Origin of the sequence: Pseudogulbenkiania sp. MAI-1 (genome assembly GCF_000527175.1) — a bacterium.
In the GTDB taxonomy this organism is placed as follows: domain Bacteria; phylum Pseudomonadota; class Gammaproteobacteria; order Burkholderiales; family Chromobacteriaceae; genus Pseudogulbenkiania.
Genome location: NZ_AZUR01000001.1, coordinates 4,026,717 through 4,053,175, shown reverse-complemented (window position 1 = coordinate 4,053,175; position 26,459 = coordinate 4,026,717). Strand labels below are relative to the sequence as shown.

Annotated in this window: 24 protein-coding genes and 1 pseudogene; 20 read left to right on the top strand and 5 right to left on the bottom strand. The window is 65.4% G+C overall.

The features are described 5' to 3' along the window. Nucleotides 1–109 precede the first annotated feature (109 nt). On the top strand, nucleotides 110–991 hold the full coding sequence (gene yedA, locus PSEMAI1_RS0119005; protein WP_024304398.1) for a drug/metabolite exporter YedA: 882 nt from the start codon (nucleotides 110–112) through the stop codon (nucleotides 989–991). Between the two features lie 9 nt (nucleotides 992–1,000). On the opposite strand, the gene PSEMAI1_RS0119000 is transcribed toward yedA, so the two are convergent. Next, a complete protein-coding gene (locus PSEMAI1_RS0119000) occupies nucleotides 1,001–1,441 on the bottom strand; it encodes an Lrp/AsnC family transcriptional regulator (RefSeq protein ID WP_024304397.1) in 441 nt (146 codons plus the stop codon). A 417-nt stretch (nucleotides 1,442–1,858) separates the two neighbouring features. Between PSEMAI1_RS0119000 and phoB the strand changes: the two genes are divergently transcribed. From phoB to tal, 3 genes are all read left to right on the top strand, one after another. Further along, nucleotides 1,859–2,551: a phosphate regulon transcriptional regulator PhoB gene (gene phoB, locus PSEMAI1_RS0118995; protein ID WP_369793200.1), complete on the top strand. Its 693-nt coding sequence runs from the start codon at nucleotides 1,859–1,861 to the stop codon at nucleotides 2,549–2,551. A gap of 12 nt (nucleotides 2,552–2,563) precedes the next feature. Further along, complete coding sequence (gene phoR / locus PSEMAI1_RS0118990; protein ID WP_024304395.1) at nucleotides 2,564–3,865, top strand: phosphate regulon sensor histidine kinase PhoR; 1,302 nt, start codon at nucleotides 2,564–2,566, stop codon at nucleotides 3,863–3,865. Between the two features lie 88 nt (nucleotides 3,866–3,953). Then, nucleotides 3,954–5,012, top strand: coding sequence for a transaldolase (gene tal, locus PSEMAI1_RS0118985; protein ID WP_024304394.1), 1,059 nt, complete (start codon nucleotides 3,954–3,956; stop codon nucleotides 5,010–5,012). A 124-nt stretch (nucleotides 5,013–5,136) separates the two neighbouring features. On the opposite strand, the gene PSEMAI1_RS0118980 is transcribed toward tal, so the two are convergent. Beyond that, the gene (locus PSEMAI1_RS0118980) at nucleotides 5,137–5,667 is read right to left on the bottom strand and encodes a hemerythrin domain-containing protein (protein WP_024304393.1); all 531 of its coding nucleotides are present in this window, start codon (nucleotides 5,665–5,667) and stop codon (nucleotides 5,137–5,139) included. Between the two features lie 178 nt (nucleotides 5,668–5,845). Here PSEMAI1_RS0118980 and PSEMAI1_RS22260 point away from each other — a divergent pair. Together PSEMAI1_RS22260 and ampD are read left to right on the top strand one after the other, a co-directional pair. Further along, a pseudogene (locus PSEMAI1_RS22260) lies at nucleotides 5,846–6,265 on the top strand (GNAT family N-acetyltransferase); the annotation flags it as partial. A 66-nt stretch (nucleotides 6,266–6,331) separates the two neighbouring features. Beyond that, complete coding sequence (gene ampD, locus PSEMAI1_RS22255) at nucleotides 6,332–6,880, top strand: 1,6-anhydro-N-acetylmuramyl-L-alanine amidase AmpD (RefSeq protein WP_232219985.1); 549 nt, start codon at nucleotides 6,332–6,334, stop codon at nucleotides 6,878–6,880. A gap of 52 nt (nucleotides 6,881–6,932) precedes the next feature. On the opposite strand, the gene kup is transcribed toward ampD, so the two are convergent. After that, nucleotides 6,933–8,801: a low affinity potassium transporter Kup gene (gene kup, locus PSEMAI1_RS0118970; protein WP_024304391.1), complete on the bottom strand. Its 1,869-nt coding sequence runs from the start codon at nucleotides 8,799–8,801 to the stop codon at nucleotides 6,933–6,935. A gap of 299 nt (nucleotides 8,802–9,100) precedes the next feature. Between kup and PSEMAI1_RS0118965 the strand changes: the two genes are divergently transcribed. The 3 genes from PSEMAI1_RS0118965 to guaD all read left to right on the top strand — a co-directional run bounded on the left by PSEMAI1_RS0118965 (nucleotide 9,101) and on the right by guaD (nucleotide 12,890). Further along, nucleotides 9,101–10,816, top strand: coding sequence for a proline--tRNA ligase (locus PSEMAI1_RS0118965; RefSeq protein ID WP_024304390.1), 1,716 nt, complete (start codon nucleotides 9,101–9,103; stop codon nucleotides 10,814–10,816). Continuing rightward, on the top strand, nucleotides 10,816–11,457 hold the full coding sequence (locus PSEMAI1_RS0118960; RefSeq protein ID WP_024304389.1) for a lytic transglycosylase domain-containing protein: 642 nt from the start codon (nucleotides 10,816–10,818) through the stop codon (nucleotides 11,455–11,457). The genes PSEMAI1_RS0118965 and PSEMAI1_RS0118960 overlap by 1 nt, the downstream gene beginning before the upstream one ends. A 107-nt stretch (nucleotides 11,458–11,564) precedes the next feature. Continuing rightward, on the top strand, nucleotides 11,565–12,890 hold the full coding sequence (guaD, locus tag PSEMAI1_RS0118955) for a guanine deaminase (protein ID WP_024304388.1): 1,326 nt from the start codon (nucleotides 11,565–11,567) through the stop codon (nucleotides 12,888–12,890). 4 nt (nucleotides 12,891–12,894) lie between these two features. Here the strand turns inward: guaD and PSEMAI1_RS0118950 are convergent, their stop codons facing one another. Then, the gene (locus PSEMAI1_RS0118950) at nucleotides 12,895–13,410 is read right to left on the bottom strand and encodes an RDD family protein (RefSeq protein ID WP_024304387.1); all 516 of its coding nucleotides are present in this window, start codon (nucleotides 13,408–13,410) and stop codon (nucleotides 12,895–12,897) included. A 228-nt stretch (nucleotides 13,411–13,638) separates the two neighbouring features. Between PSEMAI1_RS0118950 and ilvB the strand changes: the two genes are divergently transcribed. From ilvB to ilvC, 3 genes are read left to right on the top strand one after another with little or no spacing between them, the layout of a single operon-like run. Beyond that, nucleotides 13,639–15,399, top strand: a complete 1,761-nt coding sequence (ilvB, locus tag PSEMAI1_RS0118945) for a biosynthetic-type acetolactate synthase large subunit (protein WP_024304386.1) — start codon at nucleotides 13,639–13,641, stop codon at nucleotides 15,397–15,399. A 15-nt stretch (nucleotides 15,400–15,414) separates the two neighbouring features. Continuing rightward, a complete protein-coding gene (gene ilvN / locus PSEMAI1_RS0118940; RefSeq protein WP_008952097.1) occupies nucleotides 15,415–15,906 on the top strand; it encodes an acetolactate synthase small subunit in 492 nt (163 codons plus the stop codon). Nucleotides 15,907–15,962: 56 nt separating this feature from the next. Further along, complete coding sequence (ilvC, locus tag PSEMAI1_RS0118935) at nucleotides 15,963–16,979, top strand: ketol-acid reductoisomerase (RefSeq protein ID WP_024304385.1); 1,017 nt, start codon at nucleotides 15,963–15,965, stop codon at nucleotides 16,977–16,979. Nucleotides 16,980–17,102: 123 nt separating this feature from the next. Here ilvC and asd read toward each other — a convergent pair whose 3' ends face one another. After that, complete coding sequence (gene asd, locus PSEMAI1_RS0118930) at nucleotides 17,103–17,942, bottom strand: archaetidylserine decarboxylase (RefSeq protein ID WP_024304384.1); 840 nt, start codon at nucleotides 17,940–17,942, stop codon at nucleotides 17,103–17,105. 236 nt (nucleotides 17,943–18,178) lie between these two features. Between asd and pssA the strand changes: the two genes are divergently transcribed. The 8 genes from pssA to PSEMAI1_RS0118890 all read left to right on the top strand — a co-directional run bounded on the left by pssA (nucleotide 18,179) and on the right by PSEMAI1_RS0118890 (nucleotide 26,361). Then, the gene (gene pssA, locus PSEMAI1_RS0118925) at nucleotides 18,179–18,958 is read left to right on the top strand and encodes a CDP-diacylglycerol--serine O-phosphatidyltransferase (protein WP_024304383.1); all 780 of its coding nucleotides are present in this window, start codon (nucleotides 18,179–18,181) and stop codon (nucleotides 18,956–18,958) included. 223 nt (nucleotides 18,959–19,181) lie between these two features. Beyond that, nucleotides 19,182–20,975 (top strand): 2-isopropylmalate synthase, encoded by a 1,794-nt coding sequence (locus PSEMAI1_RS0118920; RefSeq protein ID WP_024304382.1) that lies wholly within the window; start codon nucleotides 19,182–19,184, stop codon nucleotides 20,973–20,975. Between the two features lie 141 nt (nucleotides 20,976–21,116). After that, entirely contained in the window at nucleotides 21,117–21,740 is a 624-nt protein-coding gene (gene bioD, locus PSEMAI1_RS0118915; protein ID WP_024304381.1) for a dethiobiotin synthase, read from the top strand. 217 nt (nucleotides 21,741–21,957) lie between these two features. Continuing rightward, the gene (gene coxB / locus PSEMAI1_RS0118910; protein ID WP_024304380.1) at nucleotides 21,958–23,073 is read left to right on the top strand and encodes a cytochrome c oxidase subunit II; all 1,116 of its coding nucleotides are present in this window, start codon (nucleotides 21,958–21,960) and stop codon (nucleotides 23,071–23,073) included. Between the two features lie 43 nt (nucleotides 23,074–23,116). Continuing rightward, nucleotides 23,117–24,745, top strand: a complete 1,629-nt coding sequence (ctaD, locus tag PSEMAI1_RS0118905) for a cytochrome c oxidase subunit I (protein WP_024304379.1) — start codon at nucleotides 23,117–23,119, stop codon at nucleotides 24,743–24,745. A gap of 10 nt (nucleotides 24,746–24,755) precedes the next feature. Next, nucleotides 24,756–25,307 (top strand): cytochrome c oxidase assembly protein, encoded by a 552-nt coding sequence (locus tag PSEMAI1_RS0118900; RefSeq protein WP_024304378.1) that lies wholly within the window; start codon nucleotides 24,756–24,758, stop codon nucleotides 25,305–25,307. Then, nucleotides 25,304–25,480 (top strand): DUF2970 domain-containing protein, encoded by a 177-nt coding sequence (locus tag PSEMAI1_RS21570; protein WP_084612737.1) that lies wholly within the window; start codon nucleotides 25,304–25,306, stop codon nucleotides 25,478–25,480. Before PSEMAI1_RS0118900 ends, PSEMAI1_RS21570 begins: the two co-directional genes overlap by 4 nt. Nucleotides 25,481–25,503: 23 nt before the next feature. Continuing rightward, a complete protein-coding gene (locus PSEMAI1_RS0118890) occupies nucleotides 25,504–26,361 on the top strand; it encodes a cytochrome c oxidase subunit 3 (protein ID WP_024304377.1) in 858 nt (285 codons plus the stop codon). The last annotated feature ends 98 nt before the right edge of the window (nucleotides 26,362–26,459 follow it).

The window sequence follows — 26,459 nt, the reverse complement described above, 5'->3', positions numbered from 1 at the left end:
AGTGCTTGAGCCACTGTTCGCCAGCGCGAACACAGTGGTCATCCTCGCGGGCTTGTGCTTTATCGTGCCGAAGGCATGATGGGACCCTGTCCCCGAGCGATGTCCTGTCATGTCTCCGTTCCGCCTGCCTCCCCTTACCCTGGCCGCCCTCGCGGCCCTCTACCTGATCTGGGGCTCGACCTATTTCGCCATCCGTATCGGCGTCGACTCGTGGCCGCCGCTGTTGATGGCGGGGGTGCGCTTCCTGCTCGCCGGCGGCGTGCTGGCGCTGTTCCTGCTGTGGCGCGGCGAGGCGCTGCCGAACTGGCGTGAGCTCGGCAGTTCCACCCTGCTCGGCGTGCTGATGCCGGGCATGGGCAACGGGCTGGTGACGGTGGCGCAGAAGAGCGTGTCGTCCGGTGTGGCGGCGCTGATGGTGGCGACGGTGCCGCTGTTTACCACGCTGTGTGCCCGGCTGTTCGGCCAGCGCACCCGCCCGCTGGAGTGGGCCGGCATGGCGCTGGGGCTGGCCGGCATCGCGCTGCTCAACCAGGGCGCCAGCCTGTCGATGAGCCCGATGGGCGCCATCCTGCTGCTCGTGGCCTGCGCCGGCTGGGCGCTGGGGTCGGCCTGGAGCAAGCACCTGCCGCAGCCCGGCGGGCTGATGGCGAGTGCGATGATGATGCTGATGGGCGGCCTGGCGCTGCTCGCGGCCAGTGCGGCCAGCGGCGAGCGGCTGGCGGCGGCGCCTTCGTTCGAGGGTTGGCTGGCCTTGGGCTACCTGGTGGTGTTCGGCTCGCTGATCGCCTACAACGCCTATCTCTATCTGCTGGCCAACGTCAGTCCGGCCACCGCCACCAGCTACGCCTACGTCAATCCGGTGATCGCGGTGCTGCTGGGCGCGCTGTTCCTCGGCGAGCAGGTCGGCCGGCAGGAGCTGGGTGCGTTGGTGGTGATCGTCTGCGGCGTGGTGCTGATCGGCTGGAAGAAGGACGCGCCGCGCCCGGCCTAGGGTGTCACCCTAATCCACCGGCAGCGGCGGCAGGCGTGGCGCCACCGGCGTGTCGATGACGATCGAGGTCTTGGTGTCGCCGTACTGCATCAGCTCGGCGATCAGCGCCTGCAGCGAACCCATGGTGTCGACCGCCACCTTCAGCAATAGCCCGCTGCTGCCGGTGATCGACTCGCACGACACGATACCGGGCATGTCCTTGAGCTTGGCCAGCACGGCGTAGAACTCCAGGTGCTTCACCGTCAGCTCGATCACGCACTGGATGGGAAAGCCGAGCCGGGCCAGGTCGACGCCGACGTGATAGCCGGTGATGATGCCGGCACGCTCCAGCTTGTCGACGCGATCGGCCACCGCCGGCGCCGACAGGTTCACCCGCCGCGCCAGCTCGGCGAAGCTGATGCGGGCGTTTTCGTGCAGCGCGGCGAGAATCTTGTGATCGAATTTGTCCACTTTCGATTCGAAGGCATAAGCCTTAAATATGCGTTGAAACGAAAATTATAACCCGATAAATCCACGGTTTCGCTATTAATTCGCTCGGTCAGCCTACGTACAATACGTCCCGTGATGAGGCAGGGCGCTACCGTCCCCGTGACGGCGGCGCACTCCTTGGACTGGATAGATAGACCTTCCCGAGGTGTGCCCGATACGTCGGGAGTGGTCGCTGTTCTGGTGATCTCTTTGTCCCCGGTCTCAAGTCATTTTCTCTTTAGTATTGACGACGATCCTTCAAGGCCTGTCTTGCGACAGGCCTGTTTTTTTGTCCGTTCGCCCCTAACTTTATTGGCGGGACTTGGCATTTCCCGGGAAATGTCATATTTCTGTAATCCCTGCTTCTTATCCTCTGGGCAGACTCACTGCCAATGGATCATCATGCCTGCGAACATTCTGCTCGTTGAAGACGAACCGGCCATTCAGGAACTGATTGCGTTCAACCTGACCCAGGCCGGTCACCATGTCCTGCGCGCCAGTACCGCCGAGGCTGCGCTGACGCTGGTCAAGAATGCCTTGCCGGACCTGGTGTTGCTGGACTGGATGCTGCCCGGCGGCTCCGGCATCGACATCGCCAAGCGCCTGCGCGCCGACGAGCGCACGCGCCACGTGCCCATCATCATGCTGACCGCGCGCTCCGACGAGCAGGACAAGATCGCCGGTCTGGAAACCGGGGCCGACGACTACATCACCAAGCCGTTCTCGCCGCGCGAACTGCTGGCGCGCATCAAGGCGGTGCTGCGCCGCCGCGCGCCGCAGATGACCGACGACGCGGTCGAGGTCAAGGGCCTGAGGCTCGACCCCGCCACCCACCGCGTCAGTACCGACGGCCGCCCGATCGATCTCGGTCCGACCGAATTCCGCCTGCTGCACTTCTTCATGACCCACCCGGAGCGGGTGCACTCGCGGGCACAACTGCTCGACCAGGTGTGGGGCGACCACGTGTTCGTCGAGGAGCGCACGGTCGACGTGCACATCCGCCGCCTGCGCAGCTCGCTCGAAGGATCCGGCCACGACGGCCTGATCCAGACCGTGCGCGGCACCGGCTACCGCTTTTCCACGCAATCGTGAGGTAGGTTTTTTTTGCGCGAATTTGCACAGCGTACATTGCTCTGGCTGGCGGTCATCGCGCTGCTGGGGCTGGGGTTCTGGTGGGTCAGCGCGTTCGACGCCTTGCTGGTGGTGTCCATCTGCCTGGGCGGCTGGCTGGCTTACCATCTCTATCACTTGGCACTGTTGCTGCGCTGGCTCAAGCACCCGGTGGCCGAGCGCGTGCCCGACGGTTTCGGCGCCTGGCACACGGTGTTCATGACGCTGTATCGGCAGAGCAAGCTGCAGCGCCAGAGCCAGCGCAAACTGACCAACACCGTGGAGCGCTTCATCAACGCCGGCGAGGCGATGCCGGACGGGGTGGTGGTGCTGGACGAGCACGACCGCATCGAATGGCTGAACCCGATGGCGGTGGAGCATTTCGGCCTCGATCGCAAGCGCGACGTCGGCAACCACATCTTCAACCTGATCCGCCAGCCCGCCTTCAACGCCTACATGAAGGCGAACAGCTTCAGCCAGCCGCTGATCCTGCGCTTTACCCAGCCCAACGAGCGGGTGCTGAGCATCCAGCTGGTGCCGTTCGACTCCACCCGCAAACTGATCCTGTCGCGCGACATCACCTCGCTCGAGCGGGTGCAGACGGTGCACCGCGACTTCGTCGCCAACGTCTCGCACGAGCTGCGCACGCCGCTGACGGTGATCGGCGGCTTCCTCGAGACCTTGGCCGACATGCCGGACGACCCGGCGCTGTTGCGCCAGTTTCTGCCGATGATGATGGAACAGTCGCGCCGCATGCAGAGCCTGGTGGAAGACCTGCTGATCCTGTCGCGGCTGGAGAACAGCCCGAAGAGCGCCGCCAACGAGAAGGTCAACATGACCGAGCTGCTCGACACCTTGATGGTCGAGGCCGAAGGGTTGTCGCAGGGGCGCCACCAGATCCGGCTGCAGCGCGATACGCCGCTGTGGTTGTGGGGCAATGTTCAGGAGCTGCACTCGGCGTTCGGCAACCTGGTCTCCAACGCGGTGCGCTATACCCCGGACGGCGGCAATATCACGCTGAGCTGGAAGGCGGAAGGCGAGAAACTGGTGTTTTCGGTCAAGGACAGCGGTATCGGTATCCCGCGCGAGCACATCCCGCGGCTGACCGAACGCTTCTACCGTGTCGACCGCGGCCGCTCGCGCGGCAACGGCGGCACCGGCCTCGGGCTGGCCATCGTCAAGCACGTGGTGGCGCGTCATCAGGCGCGGCTCGAGGTCCAGAGCGAGCCCGAGCGTGGCAGCACCTTCAGCGTGGTATTCAACCGGACCCAGGTGGCCGAGCCGGAAGCGGCCTGAGCGCTCCCTTGGCGCGGGCCGGTATGCCGCGCTAAGATGATCTTCCTATCGTCATCGACCAACGCCTTACTCAATCGGGAAGTACGCCATGAACCGCCTGCAAGCCATCCGTCCCTTCGGCCAACGCCTGTGGCTCGACAACCTGTCGCGTGAACTGCTGGCCTCCGGCACGCTCGCGCGCCTGGTGGAGGAGGACGGCATCGCCGGCGTGACCTCCAACCCGACCATCTTCCACAAGGCCATCGCCAGCGATCCGCGCTACCAGGAGGACCTGGCGGCGCTGAAGCTGCGCGCGCTGGACGCCGAGCAGAGCTACGAGGCGCTGGTGATTCCCGATGTCCGTGCCGCCTGCGACCTGTTGGCGCCGCAGTACCGCGCCAGCGCTGGCGATGACGGCTACGTCAGCCTGGAAGTGTCGCCGTTGCTGGCCAACGACGCTGCCGGCACGCTGGCGGCGGCACGCCGGCTGTGGCAGGCGGTGGATCGCGCCAACCTGATGATCAAGATTCCGGCCACGGCGGCCGGCGTGGAGGCGCTGCGCGCGCTGACGCGCGAGGGCGTCAACGTCAACATCACGCTGCTGTTCAGCCTGCCGCAGGTCGAGGCGGTGTGGGACGGCTACATCACCGGCCTGCAGCAGCGCCTGGAGGACGGCAATGACGTCAAGCCGGTCAAGGCGGTGGCCAGTTTCTTCCTGTCGCGCGTCGATAGCCTGCTCGATCCGCAGTTGCCGGACGAGTTGCGCGGCAAGGCCGCGATCGCGCTGGCCAAGGCCGCCTACGCGCGCTATCGCCAGCGCTTTCACGGCCCGGAATTCGCCGCCTTGCGCGCCGCCGGCGCGCGCCCGCAATACCTGCTGTGGGCCAGCACCGGTACCAAGAACCCGGCCTACTCCGACGTGCTGTACGTCGAGAGCCTGATCGGCCAGGAAACCGTCAACACCGTGCCGGACGCCACGCTGGCGGCGTTCCGCGACCACGGTATCGCCACCGAAACGTTGCCGCGCGCGCTGGAAGACGCGATGACGGTGCTGCACCGGATCGGCGCCTCCGGCATCGACCTCGCCGCCCTCGGCGACAAGCTGCAGCAGGACGGCCTCAAGTTGTTCGTGGAGTCGTATCAGGCCTTGCTGGATCTGACCGCCTGAGAGTCTCTCCCAGGCGGCTGCGCCTTCGCCTACTGGGAAGACTCTGAAGCCGGTGTAGTGAGCGATAAAAAAACGGGATGGCGCGCCATCCCGTTTTTGTTGGGCAAGGAGGGTGGTTGCCGTGTCAGGCCGGGCTCTGCCGCCGCGCCGCCATGTGCTGTCCGGCGCGGTGCAGCTCCTCGTCGCTCAGGTTGGCGGCGACCAGCGGGAACAGCCAGTCTTCCTCCAGCTGGGCGTGCATGCGGTAATGCGCCGTAAAGGCGTGGATGGCTTCGGCGTCGACCCGCTCGGCTGTGCCGCCCTGCAACGCCACGAGCTGCCGCCGCAGTACCTGCCAGCGTTGGCCCAGCAGGACGTGGTCGGCCGCCAGCCGCGAGAGCGGGGTGTCGGTGTCGGGCAGGCGTTGGCGCAGCAGCGGAAACAGCTCTTCCTCCTCGTCGGCGTGGTGCGCCGGGCCGGCGACGTCGAAGTAGCGCAGGATGCCGTCGACCGAGCCCTGCAGCGCCGGGGTGACGCCGTGCTCGGCGAGATAGCCGGGCAGCTTGTCGAGCAGGCTACAGAAGTGGCGCACCTTGTCGTGGCAGGCCACGAGCATCTCCAGCGGGGCGTCGAAGCTGGGGGCGGCCGTCTGGCCGAGGTCGTCGAGTCGCAGCATGGCGGGCTCCTGAGGGGGGATGGCAGGCGTCCAGTGTGCCCGAGCCGGGCGGGCACGGCCATGACCGCGCTCAAGAAATGCCGGTCGGACTGGCCGGCCGCGGGCTTCTGCACCACAATGTCGGCATGAGCCCCCTGCTTGCGGCCATCTGTTTTCCCAATCGTCAAAAGAGCTCCTCATGGATGAACCGTTCGTCGTGCGCGTGCCCGATCTGGCCGAACCGGGCCTAGCCGACGCCGCGTTTCGCCTGCAGCTGGCGGCACACCACGTGGAATTGGATTGGCTCGGCCATCCGCCCGATCTGCCGCTGCTGTGGGACAGCCCGGCCGCCGTCGCCGCCTGCCCGTACCAGGTGCTCGCCGCGTTCGAGGGGGATGAGCTGCGCGGCCTGCTGGTGTACGACGCGGAGGGCGACACGGCGCACATCCAGCGCGTTGTGGTCGACCCGGCGCACTTCGGCCAGGGTTGGGGCTATCGCCTGGTCAACGCCTTGCTGGCGGCCGAGCCGCAGGTGACGGTGGATACCGCCGAAGCCAACGCGGCGGCGCTACGGCTCTACGCCAAGGCCGGCTTCGTGCCCGAGCAGCGCTGGCACACGCCGGACGGACTGGCGCTGTGGCGCCTGGGCTACCGCCGCCCGCCCGACGAGGCGGCGCTGCCGCCGCTGTCGCTCGACGCCGCCGGCTGGGTGGCCGAGGCGCGGCGCTGCCCCTCGCCCAACCGCGACGCGCGCGCCGACGGCGTGGCGACGGAATTGCTGGTGGTGCACAACATCAGCCTGCCGCCGTACCGCTACGGCGGGCCGGGGGTCGAGCAACTGTTTACCAACACCCTCGATCCTGCCGAGCATCCCTATTACGCCACCATCCACCAGCTGCGCGTGTCGGCGCATTTCTTCATCCGCCGTAACGGCGAGCTGGTGCAATTCGTGCCGGTGACCGAGCGCGCCTGGCATGCCGGCGTGTCGAGCTGGTGCGGACGCGAGCGCTGCAACGATTTTTCGCTCGGAGTGGAGCTGGAAGGCTGCGACTTCGAGCCGTTCACCGACGCCCAGTACCGCACGCTGATCGCGCTGGCACGCCTGCTCAAGGAGCGGCTGGGCCTCGCCGGCATGACCGGGCACGAACACATCGCGCCGGGGCGCAAGACCGACCCCGGCCCGTACTTCGACTGGGCGCGCCTGAGGAGACTGGTGGACCTGCCGGCCGAGTGAGAGTAAAAAAAACGGCCGCATCTGCGGCCGTTCGTCTCGAAGGGGGAAGGCGTTACAACTCGATCTGCGCGCCCAGTTCCACCACCCGGTTGGTCGGGATGTGGAAGAAGTCGGTGGCACGCAGCGCGTTCTTGCTCATCCACACGAATATCTGCTCGCGCCAGCGCGCCATACCGGGTCGTGCGGTGGAGAGCAGCGTCTCGCGCGACAGGAAGAACGAGGTATCCATCACCTCGAATTCCAATCCTTTCGCGGCGCAGTGGTTCATGATGTCCTGCAGGTCTGGTGTTTCCTGGAAGCCGTAGAATGCCTCCACCTGCCAGAACGAGTTGGACAGGCGGGTGACGATCACCCGTTCGCTATCCGCGACATAGGGCACGTCCTCACCGCGTATCGTCAACAGCACGATACGCTCGTGCAGCACCTTGTTGTGCTTGAGGTTGTGCAGCAGTGCGTGCGGCACGCCCTGCAACGTGCTGGTCAGGAACACGGCGGTGCCCTGTACCCGGCTGGGCGGGAAGGACTCCATGTTTTCGACGAAGCTGTCGAGCGGGATGGCCTGTTCGTTGAGACGCTCGAGCAGTATCTCGCGGCCGCGCTTCCAGGTGGTCATCAGCGTAAAGGTCGCCAAGCCGATCACCAGCGGCAGCCAGCCGCCGGCGAACAGCTTGAGCGCATTGGCGGCAAACAGCGGAATGTCGATGAACAAGAACGCGGCTCCGATGGCCAGCACCAGCGCCTTCGGCCAGCCCCAGTTGCGCAACGCCACGGTGCACGACAGGATGGCGGTAATGACCATCGTGCCGGTCACGGCGATACCGTAAGCGGCGGCCAGGTGGCTGGATGAATGGAAAGCCAGCACCACGATGATCACCGCCGCCAGCAGCACCCAGTTGATCAGCGGGATGTAGATCTGGCCGATTTCCTTATCCGAGGTGTGCTGGATGTCTATGCGCGGCATGAAACCCAGCTGCACCGCCTGACGCGTCAGCGAGAACACGCCGGAAATCACCGCCTGCGAGGCGATCACCGTGGCCAGGGCGGCCAGGATCACCAGCGGGAACAGCGCCCACTCGGGGGCCAGGTGGAAGAACGGATTCTCCACGGTCTTCGGATCGGCCAGGATCAGCGCACCTTGGCCGAAATAATTGAGCAACAGCGCCGGCAGCACGAAGCTGAACCAGGCGAGCCGGATCGGCTTCTTGCCGAAATGGCCCATGTCGGCGTACAACGCCTCGGCACCGGTAATGGCCAGCACGACCGAGCCCAGCGCCAGGAAGCCGAGCTTCTTGTGGTGGCTCATGAAATCGAAGGCGTAACCGGGGTGGACCGCCTGCAGCACGCCGGGGTGGTCGACGATGGCATTGATGCCGAGGATCGCCAGCACGCTGAACCACAGCAGCATCACCGGTCCGAACAGCTTGCCGACGCTGGCGGTGCCATGGCGCTGGATCAGGAACAGCGCGACCAGCACCGCCACCGAGATCGGCATCACGTAGGGTTCCAGCTCGGGGGTCATCACCTCCAGCCCCTCGATGGCCGACAGCACCGAAATGGCCGGTGTGATCACCACTTCGCCGTAGAAAAAGCCACCGCCCATCAGCCCCATGACCATCAGCAGCCAGCCGGTCTTGCCCGGCACGTGGCGCTTGGCCAGCGCCATCAGCGTGAGGATGCCGCCTTCGCCGCGGTTGTCGGCGCGCAATACGAAGGACAGGTACTTGATCGAGACCACCATGATCAAGGCCCAGAAAATCAGCGAGAGGATGCCGAGTACATTTTCATGGGAGGGGGCGAGGCCGAGGTGGCCGGCAAAGCATTCCTTGAGGGTATAGAGCGGGCTGGTGCCGATGTCGCCGTACACCACGCCCAGTGCGGCGAGTGTGATGCCGGCCAGCGCCTGCTTGCTGTGTGCTTGCATAATGATCTGTTTTTGCCGTTTTTTTATGGCAGCAAGCCATGTTGCCAGGGGTGGGTTGCTGCAGTGCGGTAAATGGTCAATGAGCGCGAAGCTTACTCCTGTGCCGGGAGAGTGCAAAGTGCCGGCAGACAATTGAAGCGGCAGGCCGGCGTTTGTGTCGGTAGCCTGCCACACGGCAGGGTACGCCGCCATAGCAGGTGGGGGCGAGCGTGCGGGGCAAGTGGCCCGCCGCTTCCCCCCGGTACGCGCAAGCCGCTACAATCAACGCCATTTATCGGAATTTCCAAGGACATCCCGCCATGCGCGCCTCGCAGTTTTTCATCTCCACCCTGAAAGAAGCCCCCGCCGACGCCGACATCGTCAGCCAGAAACTGATGCTGCGCGCCGGCTTCATCCGCAAGGCCGCCGCCGGCATCTACTCGTGGATGCCGATGGGGTTGCGTAGCCTGCGCAAGGTGGAAGCGATCGTGCGCGAGGAAATGAACCGTGCCGGCGCCGTCGAGCTGTCCATGCCCATCGTGCAGCCGGCCGGGCTGTGGCAGGAAACCGGGCGTTGGGACACCATGGGCGAGGAGATGCTGCGCTTCAAGGACCGCCACGAGCGCGATTTCGTGATCCAGCCGACCTCCGAGGAAGTCGTCACCGACCTGGTGCGCGGCGAATTGAAGAGCTACCGCGCGCTGCCGAAGAACTTCTACCAGATCCAGACCAAGTTCCGCGACGAGCGCCGCCCGCGCTTCGGCGTGATGCGCGGCCGCGAATTCCTGATGAAGGACGCCTACTCCTTCGACCGCAGCGCCGAGGCCGCCGGCGTTAGCTACGACAACATGTACGCCGCCTACTGCAAGATCTTCGACCGCATCGGTCTGACCTATCGCGCCGTGGCGGCCGACACCGGCGCCATCGGCGGCGACCGCTCGCACGAATTCCAGGTGATCGCCGCCACCGGCGAGGACGCCATCATCTACTGTCCGGATTCCGATTACGCCGCCAACATCGAGCTGGCCGAGGCGGTGGCCCCGGCCGGCGAGCGTCCGGCGCCTGCCCTCGCCATGGAAAAGGTGTACACCCCCAAGGTCAAGACCATCGCCGACCTGGTGGACTTCCTCAAGGTCGACATCAAACAGACCGTCAAGGCGGTGGTGGTGGAAGGCGACGGCGAAGACGGCCAGCCGGTGCTGCTGCTGGTGCGCGGCGACCATGAACTGAACGAGGTCAAGGCCGGCAAGCTCGCCGGCGTCAAGAGCCCGTTGACCTTCGCCAGCCCGGACGCCATCCGCGCCGCCTTCGGCGCCAACCCGGGCTCGCTGGGCCCGGTCGGCTTCCCCGGCAAGGTCTACGCCGACCGTACCGTGGCCAAGATGGTCGACATGATCACCGGCGCCAACGAGGATGACCAGCACTACACCGGCGTCAACTTCGGCCGCGACTGCCCGGAACCGATCGTCGCCGACATCCGCAACGTGGTCGAAGGCGACCCGAGCCCGGACGGCAAGGGCGTGCTGGCGATCCAGCGCGGCATCGAGGTGGGCCACGTGTTCTACCTCGGCACCAAGTATTCCAAGGCGATGAACGCCACCTTCCTCGACGAGGACGGCAAGCCCAAGTTCTTCGAGATGGGCTGTTACGGCATCGGCGTATCGCGTATCCTCGGCGCCGCCATCGAGCAGAACTTTGACGACAAGGGCATCATCTGGCCGGACGCCATCGCGCCGTTCACCGTGGTGGTGTGCCCGGTCGGCTACGACCGCTCGGCCGAGGTCAAGGCCGCCGCCGACCAGCTCTACGCCGATCTTATCGCCCAGGGTGTGGACGTGATCCTCGACGACCGCGGCGAGCGCCCGGGCGCGATGTTCGCCGACTGGGAACTGATCGGCGTGCCGCACCGCGTCACCATTGGCGACCGCGGCCTCAAGGAAGGCAAGGTGGAATACCAGCACCGCCGCGACACCGAAGCCATTGGCATGGCCGTTAATGCTATTCTGGAGCATGTGCTAAGCAAACTGGGTAAGTGATGCCGGAATTGCGCTCTGGACTGTTCGCGCTGCTGCTGTTGGCTATGGCTCCCGCCTGGGCCGGCGCACAGCGCGAAGAGGCGCTGTCGGCCAACGTCGCCTCGGCCATGCGCCGCTCGGTGACGGACGCCAACGCGCCGCGCCTGGTGTTCGACGACGCGCGCGAGGGCCAGGCCTGGCTCGCCGAGATGTCGCGCCGGTTGGAGAGGCGCATCCCCGACCGCTGGATGCGCGAGCGCCTGCTCACCGCCATCCAGTACGAGTCCACCCGCGCCGGCCTCGACCCGCAGCTGGTGCTGGGCCTGATCCAGGTCGAGAGTGGCTTCAAGAAGTACGCCATCTCCGGCGCTGGTGCGCGCGGGCTGATGCAGGTGATGCCGTTCTGGGTGCGCCACATCGGCACTTCCGAACATAATCTGTTCGAGCTCACCACCAACCTGCGCTACGGCTGCACCATCCTGCGCCACTACCTCGACCTGGAACGCGGTAGCCTGTTCCGCGCGCTGGGACGCTACAACGGCAGCCTCGGCCGGGCGGAATACCCCAACCTGGTGCTGGGCGCCTGGCGCGCCCACTGGCAGTGGCAACCGCCCGCCGCCCTGCGCACGGCCAAGCTAGAATCGGCCGGCGCCCGGAACTGAACATCGTCACCCATCCACGCCACCGCTCGGTGGCGTTTTTCTTTCATGGCGCTGGCGGCGCGAACTGCCATGATGGAAGAACGGACGCCGAATTCGAGGAGGCCGCCATGAAAACCGCCATCCGGGGGGCGCTGCTCACCTTCCGCCGCGACCCGCTGCTGGCCGGCGTCGAGGCCGCCATGGTCTACGAATCCGACGCGCTGGTGGTGATGGAGGAGGGCCGTATCGCCGCCGTCGGCCCGGCGTCGACGCTGCTGCCCACGCTCGGCCAGGACGTGGCCGTGACGAGCTACCCCGACAGCCTGATCCTGCCGGGCTTCATCGACTGCCACGTGCACTACCCGCAGACCGAAATGATCGCCGCCTACGGCGAGCAGCTGATCGACTGGCTCAATCACTACACCTTCGTCACCGAGCAGGGTTTCGCCGACAAGGCGCACGCCGCTGCGGTGGCCGAGGTGTTCCTCGCCGAGCAGCTGCGCCACGGCGTGACCAGCTCGGCGGTGTTCTGCACCGTGCATCCGGACTCGGTCGACGCGCTGTTCGAGGCCGCCGAGCGGCGCCAGCTGCGGATCATGGCCGGCAAGGTGTGCATGGACCAGTATGCCCCGGCGGCGCTGCTCGACAGCGCCGAGCGCGCCTACCACGAATCCAAGGAACTGATCGGGCGCTGGCACTGCCGCGGCCGGGCTGAATACGTCATCACCCCGCGCTTCGCGCCGACCTCGTCGGAGGCGCAACTGACGGCGCTGGGCGCGCTGGCGGCCGAGTACCCGGACATGGCGATCCAGTCGCACCTGGCGGAAACGCCCGGCGAGATCGCCTGGGTCAAGTCGCTGCACCCGGACTGCCCGCACTACGCGGCGGTCTACCAGCATTACGGCCTGCTGCGACCGCGCGCCATCTACGGTCACGGCGTGCACTTGGCGGAAGAGGAACTGCAGCTGCTCCACGACAGCGGCGCCAGCCTGGCGCACTGCCCCAGCTCCAACGCCTTCCTCGGCTCCGGCTGTTTCGACCTGCGCCGCGCCCGCACCGTGCCGCGCCCGGTGACGGTCGGGCTGGCCACCGACCTGGGGGCGGGCACCAGCTTCTCGATGCTGCAGACCATGCGCGCGGCCTACGAGGCGGCGCAGTCCCATGGCTACGCGCTGTCGGCACCGCAGGCGTTCTACCTCGCCACGCGTGGCAGCGCCGAGGCACTGGGGTGGGCGGATAAGGTCGGTTCGATCGAGGTCGGACTGGAGGCCGACCTGGTGGTGCTCACGCTGCGCTCGACGCCACTGATCGACTTTCGCATGCGCTACGTGCAAGACATCGAGGAGGCGCTGTTCGTGCAGATGATCCTGGGCGACGACCGCGCCATCGCCGCCACCTACGTGGCGGGCCGGTTGCAGTACCGCCAGGGGCAGGCGCGACAGGGGGATATGTGAGGGGCTAGGCCTTCTGCCGCGGCGGCAGCAGGACCTGGCGCGTGCCGGCCAGCTGGTCGTGCAGGAACTGGCGCTCCTTGTCGTGGAATGCCGCCAGGAACGGGATCAGCCACCACAGCAGCGGCAGCCAGCGCACCTCTGGGGTATGGCCGAGGGCGCGCTCCCAGCCCAGGTAGCTCAACAGCGGCAGGCCGACGAACAGCGCCAGCGCCACCAGATAGCGCCCCAGCGCCTGGGGCCAGCGTACCGGGCCGCCGTCGCGGGCGACCAGCTGGATGCGCCAGGCCTTCATTGCCACGGTCTGGCCGCGCCGCACCCACGACAGGCCGAAGTAGCCGAACAGCGCCGCCGCCAGAAACAGCCGGAACAGCTGTTCGAGCCAGAACGACGCGCCGAGCCAGGCCTTGAGCGGGGTGAACAGGGCCGAAGCGAACAGCAGCACCGCCGCCATCAGCAGCAGCTCGTACAGCAGGCAGCACAGCCGGCGGGCAACGCCGGGGAAATTTAAGGAAGATGTCATGGCGAACGGAAAGGGTTGATCCGGGGCGGGCGGCGAGGGCGCCTTCCCGCCTCTGCCGTACGCAATGGTAGCAGAGCGCGGCGATGGCGGATACCGCGCCTTGCCTGCGCTTAACCTTCGGATTTGCGTGGGTTTTGCACGTGCACAAAAGACCTTGACCGGCCTTTCCAAGATACGCTAAGGTCAGAGACTATAACGGGACAAAACCACCACATAAAAGAGGCAACGATGCAGATTTCGGGCGCGGAGATCGTAGTCCGCTGCCTGCAGGAAGAAGGAGTCGAATTTGTTTTCGGCTACCCCGGCGGCGCGGTACTAGAAATTTATGATGCCATCTTCAAACAGAACCAGTTCAAGCACGTCCTGGTGCGGCACGAACAGGCTGCGGTGCATGCCGCCGACGCCTACTCGCGCTCCAGCGACAAGGTTGGCGTGGCACTGGTCACCTCGGGTCCGGGCGCGACCAATGCCGTGACCGGCATTGCCACCGCCTACATGGACTCGATTCCGCTGGTCGTGCTGTCCGGGCAGGTGCCGACCCCGGCCATCGGTCTGGACGCCTTCCAGGAAGTCGACATGGTCGGCATCACCCGGCCGTGCGTGAAGCACAACTTCCTGGTGAAGGACATCAACGAACTGGCCGAGACCATCAAGAAGGCGTTCTACATCGCCAAGACCGGTCGCCCCGGTCCGGTGGTCGTCGACATTCCCAAGGACGTGACGCAGAAGCTGGCCGAGTTCCACTACCCGGAAAGCGTCAGCATCCGCTCCTACGTGCCGGTGCTGCGCGGCCATCCGGGCCAGATCCGCAAGGCCGTCAACCTGCTGCTGGAAGCCAAGCGCCCCTACGTCTACGTCGGCGGCGGCGCGGTACAGGGCGGGGCTCAGGACGAAGTCACCGAACTGGTGCGCTCGCTCGGCCTGCCGTGTACCAACACCCTGATGGGCCTGGGCGCCTATCCGGGTAGCGATCCGCAATTCCTCGGCATGCTCGGCATGCACGGCACCTACGAAGCCAACATGGCGATGCAGAACTGCGACGTGCTGCTCGCCGTCGGTGCGCGCTTCGACGACCGCGTGATCAGCGTGCCGTCGCACTTCCTGTCCAAGCCGAAGAAGATCATCCACATCGACGTCGACCCGTCCTCCATCGCCAAGCGCGTCAAGGTCGACGTGCCCATCGTCGGCGACGTCAAGCACGTGCTGCGCGAGATGCTCGACCAGTTCAAGGAGTGCGGCAAGAAGCCGGAGCCGGCCGCGCTGGCGGCCTGGTGGCAGCAGATCGAGGAGTGGCGCGCGCCCAACTCGCTGCTGTATGCTCCGTCCGACGAGCTGATCAAGCCGCAATACGTGGTGCAGAAACTGTACGAAATCACCGGTGGTGACGCCATCATCACTTCCGACGTCGGCCAGCACCAGATGTGGGCGGCGCAGTACTACAAGTTCGACCGGCCCAAGCAATGGCTCAACTCCGGCGGCCTCGGCACCATGGGCTTCGGCCTGCCCGCCGCCATCGGCGCGCAGCTCGCCAACCCGGACAAGGCCGTCGCCTGCATCACCGGCGAGGGCTCGATCCAGATGAACATCCAGGAGCTGTCCACCGCCAAGCAGTACCACACCCCGGTGAAGGTGCTGAGCCTGAACAACCGCTACCTGGGCATGGTGCGCCAGTGGCAGGAGCTGTTCTACGGCACGCGCTATTCGGAGTCGTACATGGACGCGCTGCCGGACTTCGTCAAGATCGCCGAAGCCTACGGCCACGTCGGCTTCAAGATCGAGAATCCGGCCGACGTCGAACCGGTGCTGCGCGAAGCCTTCGGCCCGGCGCTGAAGGAACGCCTGGTGTTCCTGGATTTCCGCACCGATCAGTCGGAAAACGTCTACCCGATGATTGGCAATGGCAAGGGCCTGGACGAAATGGACCTGCCGCCACATATGAGGAAAACCGACGAGCCGGGTGCCGAACGCGACTACGGCAACCTGTGCTGATTGAAGGGCGGACAAATGCGACATATCCTTTCCATTCTTTTGGAGAACGAAGCGGGGGCTCTTTCCCGCGTAGTGGGCCTGTTTTCGGCCCGGGCGTACAATATCGACTCCCTGACGGTGTCCACGACCGAGGACCGGACACTGTCGCGCATGACGATCGTCACGCACGGCTCCGACGACGTCATCGAACAGATCACCAAGCAGCTCAACAAGCTGATCGAGGTGGTCAAGGTGATTGACCTCAACGAATCCGAGCACATCGAACGGGAGATGATGCTGATCAAGGTGCGCGCTACCGGCAAAGACCGGGAAGAAATGAAGCGCATGGCGGATATCTTCCGCGGTCGCATCATCGACGTGACGGAAAAGACTTACACCATCGAGCTGACTGGTACGAGCGACAAGCTGAATGCCTTTATCGAGGCGATCGACCGCACAGTGATCCTGGAGACGGTTCGTACTGGCGCATCCGGCATTGGCCGTGGTGAGCGGGTTCTGAAAATCTGATAAATCGATCAATACGGACGGGCTCGAACCCGTCCGGCTGAAGGGAAAGACAACAAATGAAAGTGTACTACGACAAGGACGCCGATCTGTCGATCATCAAGGGTCTGCAGGTGACCATCGTCGGCTACGGCTCGCAAGGCCACGCCCACGCACAGAACCTGAAGGACTCCGGTGTCAACGTCACCGTGGCCCTGCGCAAGGACGGCGCCTCCTGGAACAAGGCGGTCAACGCCGGCCACCAGGTGAAGGAAGTCGCCGAGGCGGTGAAGGAAGCCGACGTCGTGATGATCCTGCTGCCGGACGAGTCGCAGCCGGACGTGTACCGCAAGGACATCGAGCCGAACCTGAAGCAAGGCGCGGTGCTGGCCTTCGCCCACGGCTTCAACGTGCACTACAACCAGATCGTGCCGCGCGCCGACCTGGACGTGATCATGGTCGCGCCGAAAGGCCCGGGCCACACCGTGCGCTCCGAGTACGTCAAGGGCGGCGGCGTGCCGACCCTGATCGCCGTGTACCAGGATAAGTCCGGCAAGGCCCGCGACGTGGCTCTGTCCTACGCTGCGGCCAACGGCGGCACCAAGGGCGGCGTGATCGAGACCAACTTCCGCGAAGAAACCGAAACCGACCTGTTCGGCGAGCAGGCCGTGCTGTGCGGCGGCGCCGTCGAGCTGGTGAAAGCCGGTTTCGAAACCCTGGTGGAAGCCGGCTACGCGCCGGAAATGGCCTACTTCGAGTGCCTGCACGAGCTGAAGCTGATCGTCGACCTGATGTACGAAGGCGGCATCGCCAACATGAACTACTCCATCTCCAACAACGCGGAGTATGGCGAGTACGTGACCGGCCCGGAAGTGGTGACCGCCGCCACCAAGGAAGCGATGAAGAAAGCGCTGTACCGCATCCAGTCGGGCGAGTACGCCAAGATGTTCATCCTGGAAGGCAAGACCAACTACCCGAGCATGACCGCTCGTCGTCGTCTGACCGCCGATCATCCGATCGAGAAGGTAGGTGCCGAACTGCGTGCAATGATGCCGTGGATCGCCAAAAACAAGCTGGTGGACCAGTCCAAGAACTGATTGACGTGCAGTTTGGTAGTGAGGCCGGGGTTTCCCCGGCCTTTTTTCATGGCGCGGCCCTGATGGAATAGGAAAGAGGGAAGTGGCAGGCGGGGCGAGGGAGAGGGCGGCCTTGGCCTGAGCTCAGTCGGCCATCGCCTCGCCCAGGCGCACCGCGCGCGCCGGGGCCCAGTCGGGGTTGAAGCGCAGCGGGCCTTGCGGGAACAGCAGCACCACGGTCGAGCCGAGCAGGAAGCGCCCCATCTCATCACCCTGTTTCAGGGTGATGTTCCGGTCGCGATAGTCCCAGTGGCGCGGGTTGGCGCTGCGCGGCGGGTTGACCACGCCGTGCCATACCGTCGCCATGCTGCCGACGATGGTGGCGCCCACCAGCACCAGGGCGAACGGGCCGTGCGGGGAGTCGAAGTGGCACACCACGCGCTCGTTGCGCGCGAACAGGTCGTCGACGCCGCGCGCGGTGGCCGGGTTGACCGAGTACAGCTCGCCCGGCACGTAGCTCATCGAGAGCAGGCGCCCGTCGCACGGCATGTGGATGCGGTGGTAATCGCGCGGGCTGAGGTAGATGGTGGCGAACAGGCCGTCGTCGAACTGGCGCGCCTGAGCATCCTCGCAGGCCAGCAAGGCGCTGCTGCTGAAGGATTTGCCCTTGGCCTGGAAGATCTGGTCGCGCTCGATGCGGCCGAACTGGCTGATCGTGCCGTCCACCGGGCAGACTAGTCGTGCCGCCGCCAGCGGGCGCACGCCGGGGCGCAGCGGGCGGGTGAAGAAATCGTTGAAGGTGGCGTAGGCGCCGGGCTCGCTCTGCGCGGCCTCCGCCATGTTGACGTCGTAGCGGGCGATGAAGCGGCGTATCATCCACTGCGTCAGCGCGCCGGCGCGCCGGCGCGCGACGAAGCCGAACAGGCGGGTGATGAGGAGCTTGGGCAGCAGGTGCTGCAACTGGACGAAGAGGCGCTCGGACAAGGGGGATTCCAAGAGTTCGGTCAAACGGCAAAGTATAGCCTATTCGCCTGCCGGCCGCGCTGAACGGACTGCGGCGGTTTGCAAGGTGTTGCACGCCGAACGCGCCGCTCGCGTTACAATAGCCGGCTAAGAACCTGTTGACGATCCTTTTGCGGCCGGTAAAACGATCGTGAACAGGTTCAATGAGACCAACCGCAACGGTGCCGTGGCGCCGTTGTCTTCTGCGGAAAGTGAAGATGCAGACTCCCGACTCCCTTAGACCGGAAAGACCGACGCTCCGCCGCCAGGGCATTTACCTGCTCCCCAACTTGTTCACGCTGGCCGCGCTGTTCGCCGGTTTCTACGCCGTGGTGCAGGGCATGAACAAGAACTTCGAATACGCCGCCATGGCAATTTTCATCGCCATGGTGCTGGACGGCCTGGACGGCCGCGTGGCGCGCCTGACGCACAGTCAGAGCGCCTTCGGCGCCGAATTCGACAGCCTCTCCGACATGGTCAGCTTCGGCGTGGCGCCGGCGCTGGTGGCGTACGAGTGGATGCTGCGCGGGCTGGGCAAGCTGGGCTGGATGGTGGCCTTCATCTATTGCGCCGGCGCCGCGCTGCGGCTGGCACGCTTCAACACCATGATCGGCACCGCCGACAAGCGCTGGTTCACCGGCATCCCGAGCCCGGCGGCGGCTGCGCTGGTGGCCGGACTGGTGTGGATCTGCCACGAGTACGGTTACAACGACCTGGCGATCCTGCCGTGGGTGGCGTTGGGCTTCACCGCGTTTGCCGGCATCTCCATGGTGACCAACGTCAAGTTCTGGAGCTTCAAGGAGATTCACCTGCGGCGCAAGGTGCCGTTCGTTGCCATGCTGGTGGTGGTGGTGGTGATCCTGCTGCTGGTGTCGAAGCCGCCGTTGGTGCTGTTCGGCTTCTTCGTCGGCTACGGCCTGTCCGGCTACGTGATGGCGCTGCTCGGCCTGTCGCGCAGCAAGAACGCCGGCAACGGCACGGCACCGCCGCAGCCGTAAGCGACAGAGCGGTTCAGTTGTGAAAGAAGGCGGCTTCGGCCGCCTTTTTTGCGTCCATGACGGGACAGAACCACATGTCGCCTTCTTTTTATTGGACTTAATGTCTAATAATTGATTGTTTGACACATGCGACCTACATGAATTTTATCTAATTAGACATTTCTGTTTGACATTATGTCGTGGCCTGGGTATCGTGAAACCCATCACGCAGCAGGAGCTGGGCATGCAATTGGACATTGAGCGGCTGATCGCCAGTTTCGGCGGACCGAGCGAGCTGGCCGAAGCGTTGAACGCGGTGTTTCCGGAAGAGCCGGTTTCCCGCGCGGCGATCTACAAGTGGCGCGAGCGCGGCAGCCTGCCGCTCGCCCAGTTGAACAAGCTGGCGCAACTGGCCGCCAGCCAGGGCAGAAGATTCGACTTCAACGACTATCTGAGCGGCACCGCGGCGGTGCCGGGACAAGAGAAAGGTTTCAACATGGGCGATCGTTTGTACATCTTCGACACCACCTTGCGCGACGGCGAGCAGAGCCCCGGCGCCTCGATGACCAAGGAAGAAAAAATCCGCATCGCCCGCCAGCTGGAACGCCTGGGCGTGGACGTGATCGAAGCCGGCTTTGCCGCGGCCAGCCCGGGTGACGCCGACGCCATCCGTGCCATCGCCGAGGTGATCAAGGAATCCACCGTCTGTTCGCTGGCGCGCGCCAACGAGCGCGACGTGCGTGCCGCCGGCGAGGCGATCAAGCCGGCCGCCAAGGGGCGTATCCACACCTTCATCGCCACCAGCCCGATCCACATGGAGAAAAAGCTGCGCATGACGCCGGATGAGGTGGTCGAGGCGGCGGTGAAGGCGGTCAAGATCGCCCGTGAGTACACCGACGACGTCGAGTTCTCGGCCGAGGACGCGCTGCGCTCGGATATCGACTTTCTCGCCCGCATCTTCGGTGCGGTGATCGAGGCCGGCGCCACCACGCTGAACGTGCCGGATACCGTCGGCTACGCCGTGCCGCGCGCCACCGAGGCGTTCTTCCGCGAGCTGATCGCCAAGACCCCGGGCGGCGACAAGGTGATCTGGTCGGCACATTGCCACAACGACCTGGGCATGGCTGTGGCCAACAGCCTAGCCGCGGTGCTGGGCGGGGCGCGCCAGGTGGAGTGCACCATCAACGGCCTGGGCGAGCGCGCCGGCAACGCCGCGCTGGAAGAGATCGTGATGGCGGTGCGCACCCGCAAGGACGTGTTCGGCGTCGAGACCCGCGTCGATGCCACCCAGATCGTGCCGTCGTCCAAGCTGGTGTCGACCATCACCGGCTACCCGGTGCAGCCGAACAAGGCCATCGTCGGCGCCAACGCCTTCGCCCACGAGTCCGGCATCCACCAGGACGGCGTGCTCAAGCACCGCGAGACCTACGAGATCATGTCGGCCGAGAGCGTGGGCTGGTCCACCAACCGTCTGACGCTGGGCAAGCTGTCCGGCCGCAACGCCTTCAAGACCAAGCTGGCGGAACTGGGCATCGTGCTCTCCAGCGAAGAGGCGCTCAACGCCGCCTTCGCCCGCTTCAAGGAGCTGGCCGACAAGAAGCGCGAGATCTTCGACGAGGATCTGCAGGCGCTGGTGTCGGACGAGATGGTGGCGATCGACCAGGAAGACTTCAAGTTCGTCTCGCTCAAGGTCAATACCGAGACCGGTGAGCTGCCGCGTGCCGAGATCGTGTTCAACGAGCACGGCGCCGAGCAGCGCGCCGTCAGCAGCGGCTCCGGTCCGGTCGACGCGGTGTTCAAGGCGATCGAGAGCGTTGCCGCGAGCGGCGCCGAGCTGGAGCTGTACTCGGTGAATGCCGTCACCAAGGGCACCGAATCGCAAGGCGAAGTGACCGTGCGTCTGGCGCGCGACGGCCGTATCGTCAACGGCCAGGGCGCCGACACCGACGTGATCGTCGCCAGCGCCAAGGCTTATCTTTCCGCGCTCAACAAGCTGGCCAGCAAGTTGGAGCGAGTCAATCCGCAAGGCGAGGTGTGACGTTACCGCGTCCCCCCATTTACTAGCCGCGAATCGGCAATCCTGATTGGCAGGCCGGGCGCCCCTCACGAGGGGGCGCCCTTTGTCGTGTCCAGGGTGTGCCGATCGGCACGATGGCTATTTCTCGAGCAAGGATTCAGTATGCAAGGCTATTTCGTCACCGGCACCGATACCGATATCGGCAAGACCCACGCCGCGGTGAAGCTGATCCGGCTGTGGCAGGGCGAGGGCAAGCGCGTGCTGGCGATGAAGCCGGTGGCGTCGGGCTGCGAGGTGCTGCCGGATGGCCGCTGGCGCAACAGCGACGTCGAGCGCTTGGTCGCCGCCACCGGCCAGACCGATCTCGAGCTGATGAATCCCTACCGCTTCCTGCCGCCGATCTCGCCGCACATCGCCGCGCGCCAGGCCGGGGTCGACATCTCGCTGGACGTGATCGGCGAGCGCTACCGGCGTTTGGCCGAGGAGGCCGACGTGGTGCTGGTGGAGGGGGCCGGCGGCTGGCTGGCGCCGCTGACCGATACGTTGTTCATGCAGGATCTGGCGCAGGCGCTGCGACTGCCGGTGATCCTGGTGGTGGGGATGCGGCTGGGTTGCATCAACCATGCCCTGCTGACGGTGCGGGCGATCGCGGCGGCAGGACTGCCGTTGGCCGGCTGGGTGGCCAACCGCGTGGTGCCGGAGCAGGCGGCCTACGCCGAGAATCTCGCGACGCTCACGGAACATATCGCCGCGCCGCTGCTGTTGGAGATCCCTTACGAAGGGTGAGGTTCCGGCATAGCCCCCATGGGCGTTTTGTCCTGACTTCGGCCAGCCTTTTTCGGTTGGCCGAAGCCGTTTCTGCGCATCGTATATTGCGGCGCATCATGACATGTTCTTGTTTCCCTGACGTTTTTTTCTATTATCGATAATAGCCGGCGTGCCAAAAGGCCGGCATCTCTAGCTTCGGCCCGGCTGGGCCGCCAAGGAACGCAAGGGGGACGCGATGTCCGGTAAGCGCATCCTGCTGTCCATGCTGGGCGGGGTTGGCATGGCCCATGCCGCCGAGTTCAATTTTCAGCCGCCGGCCAGTCCGGTGGCGCACCAGATCTACGATCTGCACACCCTGTTGCTGCTGATCACCGTCACCATCTTCGTGGTGGTGTTCGGGGTGATGTTCTACGCCATCCTGCGCCACCGCAAATCCCTCGGCCGCCAGGCTAAGCTGTTCCATGAAAACATCACGGTCGAGATCATCTGGACCGTGATCCCGTTCCTGATCCTGGTCGGCATGGCGTGGCCGGCCACCAGGGCGGTGCTGGCGCAGAAGGGGTCCCGCGCCGAAGAGATGACCATCAAGATCACCGGCTACCAGTGGAAATGGCGCTACGACTACCTCGACGACGGCATCGGCTTCATGAGTCATCTGGCGACGCCGGCCGAGGCGCAGCGCGGCGCGGCGGCCAAGGGCGCGCATTACCTGCTGGAGGTGGACGAGCCGCTGGTGGTGCCGACCGGCAAGAAGGTGCGGCTGCTGCTCACCGCCAACGACGTGATCCACTCCTGGTGGGTACCGGCGCTCGGGGTGAAGCAGGACGCCGTACCCGGCTTCGTGCGCGATACCTGGTTCCAGGCCGACCGCCCCGGCGTGTATCGCGGCCAGTGCGCCGAGCTGTGCGGCAAGGACCATGGCTACATGCCGATCGTGGTCGATGCCCGCTCGCCGCAGGACTACGCCATCTGGCTCGCCGCCAGGAAGAAGCTGGCGGCGGCCAGCGCCGACGATCCCAACAAGGTGTGGGCGCTGGCCGACCTGAAGGCGCGCGGCGAGAAGGTGTACCAGCAGAACTGCGTGGCCTGCCACCAGGCCAGCGGCAAGGGCATCCCCGGCGCCTTCCCGGCGCTGGACGGCTCGCCCATGGTCACCAAGGACAAGCCGGCGCATATCGACATCGTGCTCAACGGCAGCAAGAAGAACCCGGCGATGGCGGCCTGGGGCAAGCAGCTGTCCGATACCGACATCGCCGCCGTGATCACGTACGAGCGCAATGCTTGGGGCAACCATACCGGCGAGGTGGTGCAGCCCAAGGACATCAAGGCGGCGCGCGGTGGCAAGGCATAGCGCGCCGGGGCCGCGGCCGCGGCAGCGAATCGGGAGGACGAGCATGGCGATCAGCACCACGGCGGGGCACGCCCCGCACGAACACGGCAAGCCGGCGGGCCTCTGGCGCTGGCTGGCCGCCACCAACCACAAGGACATCGGCTCGATGTACCTGTGGTTCGCGTTCATCATGTTCCTGTCCGGCGGGGTGATGGCGCTGGGCATCCGCGCCGAGCTGTTTCAGCCGGGGCTGCAGTTCTGGCAGCCGGAGCTGTTCAACCAGCTCACCACGCTGCACGGCCTGGTGATGGTGTTCGGCGCCATCATGCCGGCCTTCACCGGGCTGGCCAACTGGCTGTTGCCGCTGATGATCGGCGCGCCGGACATGGCGTTCGCGCGCATGAACAACTGGAGCTTCTGGCTGTTGCCGCCGGCCGCCCTCTTGCTGCTGATTTCCTTCTTCGTGCCCGGCGGCGCGGCCTCCGCCGGCTGGACGCTGTACGCGCCGCTGTCCACGCAGATGGGCATGGGCATGGATCTGACCATCTTCGCCATTCACATCCTCGGGGTGAGCTCGATCATGGGCTCGATCAACATCATCGTCACCATCCTCAACCTGCGCGCGCCGGGCATGACGATGATGAAGATGCCGATGTTCGCCTGGGCCTCGCTGATCACCGCCTACCTGATCATCGCGGTGATGCCGGTGCTGGCCGGGGTGGTGACCATGGTGCTGACCGACCGCCACTTCGGCACTCATTTCTTCAACGCCGCCGGCGGCGGCGACCCGGTGATGTACCAGCACATCTTCTGGTTCTTCGGCCACCCCGAGGTGTACATCATGGCCTTGCCGGCCTTCGGCATCGTCAGCCACATCATCCCCACCTTCAGCCGCAAGCCCTTGTTCGGCTACACCTCGATGGTGTACGCCACCAGCTCCATCGCCGTGCTGTCGTTCATGGTGTGGGCGCACCACATGTTCACCACCGGCATGCCGGCTACCGCCCAGTTGTTCTTCATGTACGCCACGATGCTGATCGCGGTGCCGACCGGGGTGAAGGTGTTCAACTGGATTGGCACCATGTGGCAGGGGGCGATGAGCTTCGAGACGCCGATGCTGTTCGCCGTCGGCTTCGTCTGCCTGTTCACCGTCGGTGGCCTGTCCGGCGTCACCCTGTCCGTGGCGGCGGTGGATATCCAGCTGCAGGACACCTACTACGTGGTGGCGCACTTCCATTACGTGCTGGTGGCCGGCGCCTTGTTCAGCCTGTTTGCGGCGATCTACTATTGGTTCCCCAAGATGACCGGCAAGATGTACTCGGAACCGTTGGGCAAGTTCCACTTCTGGTGGTCGATGATCTGGTTCAACGTGACCTTCTTCCCGATGCATTTCCTCGGGCTGGCCGGCATGCCGCGGCGCATTCCCGACTACGCGCTGCAATTCACCGATTTCAACCTGGTCGCTTCGGTCGGAGCGTTCTGCTTCGGGCTGGGCCAACTGATCTTCCTCTACAACATGCTGCGTTCGATCCGTCGCGGCGAGCCGGCGCCGCACAAGCCGTGGGAAGGGGCCGAGACGCTGGAGTGGCAGATTCCGACGCCGGCGCCCTACCACAGTTTCGTCGAGGCGCCGCACGTGGAGGCGGGCGAGAACGGCGTGATCCGTTCGCTGACGGGGGGCGCTCATCACTGAGCGCGCGGCCATGGAGTCGAGCCGAGCGGACAACCGGGTATTGCTGCTGAAGCTGGGTGTGATCGCCTGCGTGATGTTTGCCTTCGCCTGGGCGCTGATCCCGCTGTATCGGGTGATCTGCGAGGTGACCGGGGTCAACCAGTTGGTCAAGTCCGATGCGCCGACCGGCGCGGCCACGATGGCCGATGATGTCGTGCCGCTGGCGACGCCGGTGCGCCTGAGCTTCGACGCCACGGTGCAGGCCGGCTTGCCGTGGCAGGTCAGGCCGCTGGTGAGGCAGATGCAGGCGCCGCGCGGCGAGTTCGTGCGGGTCGACTACGAGATCACCAACGCCAGCAACCGCGAGGTGACCGGTCAGGCGGTGCCGCGCTACCTGCCGGCCGCCGCCGGTAACTACGTCAAGAAGCTGGAATGCTTCTGCTTTCGCCAGCAGCGTTTCAAGCCGGGCGAGACGCGGCGCTTTCCGGTGGTGTTCGTGATCGACCGCGCCATGCCGGCCGAGATCGGCGAGATCACGCTGGCCTACAGCGTGTTCGACGTGCCGGGGCAGGGGGCGCCGTGAAGTGGCTGGCCGGCGTCTCGGCCGTGCTGTCGGCCTTTTTCGGCATCCGCAAGGGGCAGGCTGCCCGGCAGGACGTCAAATTGCGGTTCTGGCAGATCGCCGTGGCGGCGCTGCTGCTGCTGGCGTGTTTCATCGGCGGCTTGCTGCTGCTGGTGTCGCTGGTGACGGCTTGAGCCACCCTTAACGAGGAGGGAGCATGGAATCGATCTCGCATCAAACGCATTACTTCGTGCCGGAGCCGTCGCGCTGGCCGGTGGTGGGGGCGGTGGCGCTGTTCTTTCTGGGCTTGGGCGCGGCGTTGGCGGTCAACGGCGTCGGTTTCGGCAAGCTGTCGCTGGGGATCGGCTTCGCCATCCTGTTCTACATGCTGTTCGGCTGGTTCGGTGACGTGATCCGCGAAAGCCTGAAGGGGAATTATCACGGCAAGGAAGACCTGTCGTTCCGCTGGGGGATGGGCTGGTTCATCTTTTCCGAGGTGATGTTCTTTGCCGCCTTCTTCGGCGCGCTGTTCTACGTGCGCACGATCTCGGTGCCCGAGCTGGGCAATTTCGAACACAAGCTGCTGTACCCGGACTTCACCGCGTCCTGGCCGTTGTCCACCGGGCCCGGCATCAGCCAGCGCTACGAGGCGATGGCGGCCTGGGGGCTGCCGGCCATCAACACCCTGATCCTGCTGTCGTCCGGCGCCACCCTGACCTGGGCGCACTGGGGGCTGATCCAGGGCAAGCGCACCTCGCTGACCATCGGCTTGCTGCTGACCGTGTTGCTGGGGGTGTTGTTTCTTGGCCTGCAGGCCTACGAATACCGTCATGCCATGCATGAACTGAACCTGACGCTGGCATCGGGTGCCTACGGCATGACCTTCTACATGCTGACCGGCTTTCACGGCATGCACGTGCTGCTCGGCGCCATCATCCTGGCGGTGGTCTGGCTGCGGGTGATCCGGGGGCATTTCAATGCCGAGCACCATTTCGCCTTCGAGGCGGCGGCGTGGTACTGGCACTTTGTCGACGTGGTGTGGCTGCTGCTGTTCACCCTGGTGTACTGGCTGTAGCGGGCGTCGATAGGTCCTGATTGAGGTTGCGGCCAACTTTCAGGTTGGCCGAAACGGTATAGGGGGCTGAGGTCCACCAGCATCTGCCGGACGAGGCC

Excerpts from the sequence above, each read along its gene's own strand:
- yedA (WP_024304398.1), top strand. The coding sequence starts at position 110 with ATGTCTCCGTTCCGCCTGCCTCCCCTTACCCTGGCCGCCCTCGCGGCC.
- tal (WP_024304394.1), top strand. The coding sequence starts at position 3,954 with ATGAACCGCCTGCAAGCCATCCGTCCCTTCGGCCAACGCCTGTGGCTC.
- PSEMAI1_RS0118980 (WP_024304393.1), bottom strand. The coding sequence starts at position 5,667 with ATGCTGCGACTCGACGACCTCGGCCAGACGGCCGCCCCCAGCTTCGAC.
- kup (WP_024304391.1), bottom strand. The coding sequence starts at position 8,801 with ATGCAAGCACACAGCAAGCAGGCGCTGGCCGGCATCACACTCGCCGCA.
- PSEMAI1_RS0118965 (WP_024304390.1), top strand. The coding sequence starts at position 9,101 with ATGCGCGCCTCGCAGTTTTTCATCTCCACCCTGAAAGAAGCCCCCGCC.
- PSEMAI1_RS0118960 (WP_024304389.1), top strand. The coding sequence starts at position 10,816 with ATGCCGGAATTGCGCTCTGGACTGTTCGCGCTGCTGCTGTTGGCTATG.
- guaD (WP_024304388.1), top strand. The coding sequence starts at position 11,565 with ATGAAAACCGCCATCCGGGGGGCGCTGCTCACCTTCCGCCGCGACCCG.
- PSEMAI1_RS0118950 (WP_024304387.1), bottom strand. The coding sequence starts at position 13,410 with ATGACATCTTCCTTAAATTTCCCCGGCGTTGCCCGCCGGCTGTGCTGC.
- ilvB (WP_024304386.1), top strand. The coding sequence starts at position 13,639 with ATGCAGATTTCGGGCGCGGAGATCGTAGTCCGCTGCCTGCAGGAAGAA.
- ilvN (WP_008952097.1), top strand. The coding sequence starts at position 15,415 with ATGCGACATATCCTTTCCATTCTTTTGGAGAACGAAGCGGGGGCTCTT.
- ilvC (WP_024304385.1), top strand. The coding sequence starts at position 15,963 with ATGAAAGTGTACTACGACAAGGACGCCGATCTGTCGATCATCAAGGGT.
- pssA (WP_024304383.1), top strand. The coding sequence starts at position 18,179 with ATGCAGACTCCCGACTCCCTTAGACCGGAAAGACCGACGCTCCGCCGC.
- PSEMAI1_RS0118920 (WP_024304382.1), top strand. The coding sequence starts at position 19,182 with ATGCAATTGGACATTGAGCGGCTGATCGCCAGTTTCGGCGGACCGAGC.
- bioD (WP_024304381.1), top strand. The coding sequence starts at position 21,117 with ATGCAAGGCTATTTCGTCACCGGCACCGATACCGATATCGGCAAGACC.
- coxB (WP_024304380.1), top strand. The coding sequence starts at position 21,958 with ATGTCCGGTAAGCGCATCCTGCTGTCCATGCTGGGCGGGGTTGGCATG.
- ctaD (WP_024304379.1), top strand. The coding sequence starts at position 23,117 with ATGGCGATCAGCACCACGGCGGGGCACGCCCCGCACGAACACGGCAAG.
- PSEMAI1_RS0118900 (WP_024304378.1), top strand. The coding sequence starts at position 24,756 with ATGGAGTCGAGCCGAGCGGACAACCGGGTATTGCTGCTGAAGCTGGGT.
- PSEMAI1_RS0118890 (WP_024304377.1), top strand. The coding sequence starts at position 25,504 with ATGGAATCGATCTCGCATCAAACGCATTACTTCGTGCCGGAGCCGTCG.